Source organism: Sphingopyxis sp. (assembly GCF_050725655.1).
Classification (GTDB): domain Bacteria; phylum Pseudomonadota; class Alphaproteobacteria; order Sphingomonadales; family Sphingomonadaceae; genus Sphingopyxis.
This window is the reverse complement of the sequence record NZ_JBOHHT010000011.1, coordinates 1-3,239: the sequence shown is the minus strand read 5'-3', so window position 1 is coordinate 3,239 and position 3,239 is coordinate 1. Positions and strand designations below refer to the sequence as shown.

The following is a 3,239-nucleotide window of genomic DNA, read 5'->3' as shown; positions in this document are numbered from 1 at the left end:
CGGGCGCCCGCGCCTACTCCCCTGCTCTCTCGGGCGCCGATCATGCGCGTGCGTTCCTCGGCGTCCAGACCGGCTGCTCGCATAGCTGCACCTTTTGCGCGACGGTGCTCGCGCGCGGCACGGCGCGGTCGGCAAGTGTCGATGCAGTCGTCGCATCCGCGCAAACCGCGCTGGATCGCGGGCAGCGCGAGATCATCCTGACCGGGGTCGATCTTGCCAGCTATGGCGACGGCAGCGGCACGACATTGGCCGCACTGGTCGAGGCGTTACTGGCGCTGCCGGTCGAACGGCTGCGCCTCTCGTCGCTCGACCCGAACCGGATCGACGACGCGCTGTTCGCCTTGCTGACGCAGGAGAAGCGCGTGATGCCGCATGTCCACCTGTCGCTGCAGGCGGGCGACGACATGGTGCTGACGCGCATGAAGCGCCGCCATCGCCGCGCCGACGCGGTTCGGCTGATCGAGCGGTTGAAGGCCGCGCGGCCGGAGATCGCGATCGGCGCCGACCTGATCGCGGGCTTTCCGACCGAGGATGAGGCGATGTTCGCGAACTCGTTGGCGCTGATCGACGATTGCGACATCCTATTCGGCCACATCTTTCCCTACAGCCCGCGCGCCGGAACGCCCGCCGCGCGGATGCCGCAGGTCGGTCGTGCTATCGCGCGCGCGCGCGCCGCGATCCTGCGCGAAGCCAATGCGCAGCGGCGGCAGGACTGGCTGGGCACGCAGGTCGGCCGCACCGCGTCGATGCTCGTCGAGCGCGACGGCGTCAGCGGCCATGCCGAAAATTTCGCCGCCGTGACGCTGACCGCACCCGCGGCGCCCGGCACCATCATCGACGTGCGGCTCAGCGCGCGCGACGGCGACCGGATGATCGCCACCCCCATCGAAGCAAAGGATACCGTGGCATGACCGGCCAAAGCTGGAGCGAACGACTGCTCGGCGGATTTCGCCGCACGTCGGAGCGGCTCGGCGAAAATCTCGCGGGGCTGACCGGCAAGGCGCGGCTCGACGAGGAGGATCTCGACCGGATCGAGGAAGCGCTGATCACCGCCGACCTTGGCCCCGCGATGGCGACACGCATCCGCGACCGCCTCGCCGAACGCCGCGACATCGCCGCGAACGGCACCGAGGAACTCCGCAAGGTCGTCGCCGGGGAAATCGCCGCGGTGCTGCGCCCGGTCGCCGAACCGCTCGACATCGACGCTTTCCCGCGCCCGCAGGTCATCCTTGTGATCGGGGTCAACGGGTCGGGCAAGACGACGACCATCGCCAAGCTCGCGCACCTGTTCCAGGAACAGGATTATGGCGTGATGCTCGTCGCGGGCGACACCTTCCGCGCCGCCGCGATCGGGCAATTGAAGGTCTGGGCCGAGCGGCTCGGCGTGCCGATCATGGCGGGCCCCGAGGGCGGCGACAGCGCGGGCATCGTGTTCGATGCGGTGAAACAGGCGACCGCGACGGGGATCGACGTGCTGATCGTCGACACCGCCGGGCGGCTCCAGAACAAGCGCGAGTTGATGGACGAGCTCGCCAAGATCAAGCGCGTGCTCGGCCGCCTCAATCCGGCGGCGCCGCACGATGTAGTGCTCGTCCTCGACGCGACGACGGGGCAGAATGCGCTGTCGCAGATCGACGTGTTCCGCGAGGTTGCGGGGGTCACGGGCCTGGTCATGACCAAGCTCGACGGCACCGCGCGCGGCGGCGTGCTCGTGTCCGCCGCCGAGCGCCACGGGCTTCCCATCCACGCGATCGGTATCGGTGAAACCATCGACGACCTTCGCCCGTTCGATGCGGACGAGATCGCAGGCATTATTGCAGGAAATATACGATGAGCGATCAGCTCGACCAGATCGACCAGCTTCCGGGTGGCCCCGAGGCCGTCCCCGCACCGCCGCCGGCGAAGCATGGCTGGCTGAATTTCGTCATCGATTTCGGGCCGCTGCTCGTCTTCTTCCTCGCCTATAAATTCTCTTCCGGAGGCGAAGGCGCGTTCGCGGCAACGACCGCCGCGATCAAGGGCACCGTCGCCTTCATGGTCGCGATCGTCATCGCGATGGTCGTTTCGAAATGGAAGCTCGGCAAGATTTCGCCAATGCTGTGGATGTCGAGCATCCTGGTCATCGGTTTCGGTGCGCTCACCATCTGGTTCCACGACGAACGCTTCATCGTGATGAAGCCGACGATCATCTATGCCGCCTTCGCGGTGCTGCTGCTCGGCGGTTACTGGTTCAAGAAGCCGATGCTCAAATATCTGCTGCAGTCGGCGCTCGAAGGGCTCACCGACCGCGGCTGGCTGCTGCTGTCGCGCAACTGGGGGATTTTCTTTGCTGCGCTCGGAATCGCCAATCATGTGATGTACGAAATGATCCAGGCGAAGCAGATGAGTTTCGACCTGTGGCTGACGATCAAGGTCTGGGGTGTCACCGCCCTCTCCTTCCTCTTCACGTTCAGCCAGGTTCCCGTGATGCTGAAAAACGGCCTCGCCGTTCCCGACGAAGCAGGTCAGAAGCAAGCTTGAGCCATCCCCCCGTCGCTGGCATAGCAGCGTGCAGGCACCGGGTCGCACGGCGCCGGACAAAAAAGGGGAACTGCCATGGATAAATTCTTCGGAAACCTGCACGCCGTGCTGGGCGCGGGCCTCGTGCTCGCGATCATCCTGATGCTGTGCCTGAACGGCCAGAATTTCGAGGACGGCGTCGCCGCGGGCAACGCGATCATGCGCTGGCTCCACACTTTCTTCGGGGTGCTGTGGATCGGCCTGCTTTATTATTTCAACTTCGTCCAGATTCCGACGATGCCGAAAATCCCGGCCGAACTGAAGCCCGCCGTCGGCAAGCATATCGCGCCCGCCGCGCTGTTCTGGTTCCGCTGGGCGGCCGCTGCGACCGTGGTGCTGGGCCTCGCGATCGCGGGTCACGCCAAATATCTGGCGCCCGCGCTCGGCCTGCAGGATCCGTACAAGCTGATCGGTGTCGGCATGTGGCTGGGCCTGATCATGGCGTTCAACGTGTGGTTCGTGATCTGGCCGAACCAGAAAAAGGCGCTGGGCATCGTCGAAGCCGACGACGCGACCAAGGCAAAGGCCGCGAAGACCGCAATGATATTTTCGCGGACCAACACCTTGCTGTCGATCCCGATGCTCTATGCGATGGTGAACGCGAACTTGGGCTGAGGTTGGCGCTCCTCCCTGTCGCGAAGCGATGGGGAGGTGGCAGCCCGAAGGGCTGACGGAGGGGC

Annotated in this window: 4 protein-coding genes; all 4 read left to right on the top strand. The window is 65.6% G+C overall.

Going from position 1 to position 3,239, the window contains the following annotated elements; translation table 11 throughout:
- Positions 1 to 911, top strand: a 911-nt coding sequence (locus ACREBX_RS01345; RefSeq protein WP_431559956.1) for a radical SAM protein, incomplete at its 5' end; no start/stop codon positions are given.
- Positions 908 to 1,834, top strand: coding sequence for a signal recognition particle-docking protein FtsY (gene ftsY / locus ACREBX_RS01340; protein ID WP_431559955.1), 927 nt, complete (start codon positions 908 to 910; stop codon positions 1,832 to 1,834). The genes ACREBX_RS01345 and ftsY, both read left to right, overlap by 4 nt.
- Positions 1,831 to 2,520 (top strand): inner membrane-spanning protein YciB, encoded by a 690-nt coding sequence (locus tag ACREBX_RS01335; RefSeq protein ID WP_431559954.1) that lies wholly within the window; start codon positions 1,831 to 1,833, stop codon positions 2,518 to 2,520. Before ftsY ends, ACREBX_RS01335 begins: the two co-directional genes overlap by 4 nt.
- Before the next feature lie 75 nt (positions 2,521 to 2,595).
- Positions 2,596 to 3,174: a urate hydroxylase PuuD gene (locus ACREBX_RS01330; protein ID WP_431559953.1), complete on the top strand. Its 579-nt coding sequence runs from the start codon at positions 2,596 to 2,598 to the stop codon at positions 3,172 to 3,174.
- Positions 3,175 to 3,239: the final 65 nt, after the last annotated feature.

Excerpts from the sequence above, each read along its gene's own strand:
- ACREBX_RS01335 (WP_431559954.1), top strand. The coding sequence starts at position 1,831 with ATGAGCGATCAGCTCGACCAGATCGACCAGCTTCCGGGTGGCCCCGAG.
- ftsY (WP_431559955.1), top strand. The coding sequence starts at position 908 with ATGACCGGCCAAAGCTGGAGCGAACGACTGCTCGGCGGATTTCGCCGC.
- ACREBX_RS01330 (WP_431559953.1), top strand. The coding sequence starts at position 2,596 with ATGGATAAATTCTTCGGAAACCTGCACGCCGTGCTGGGCGCGGGCCTC.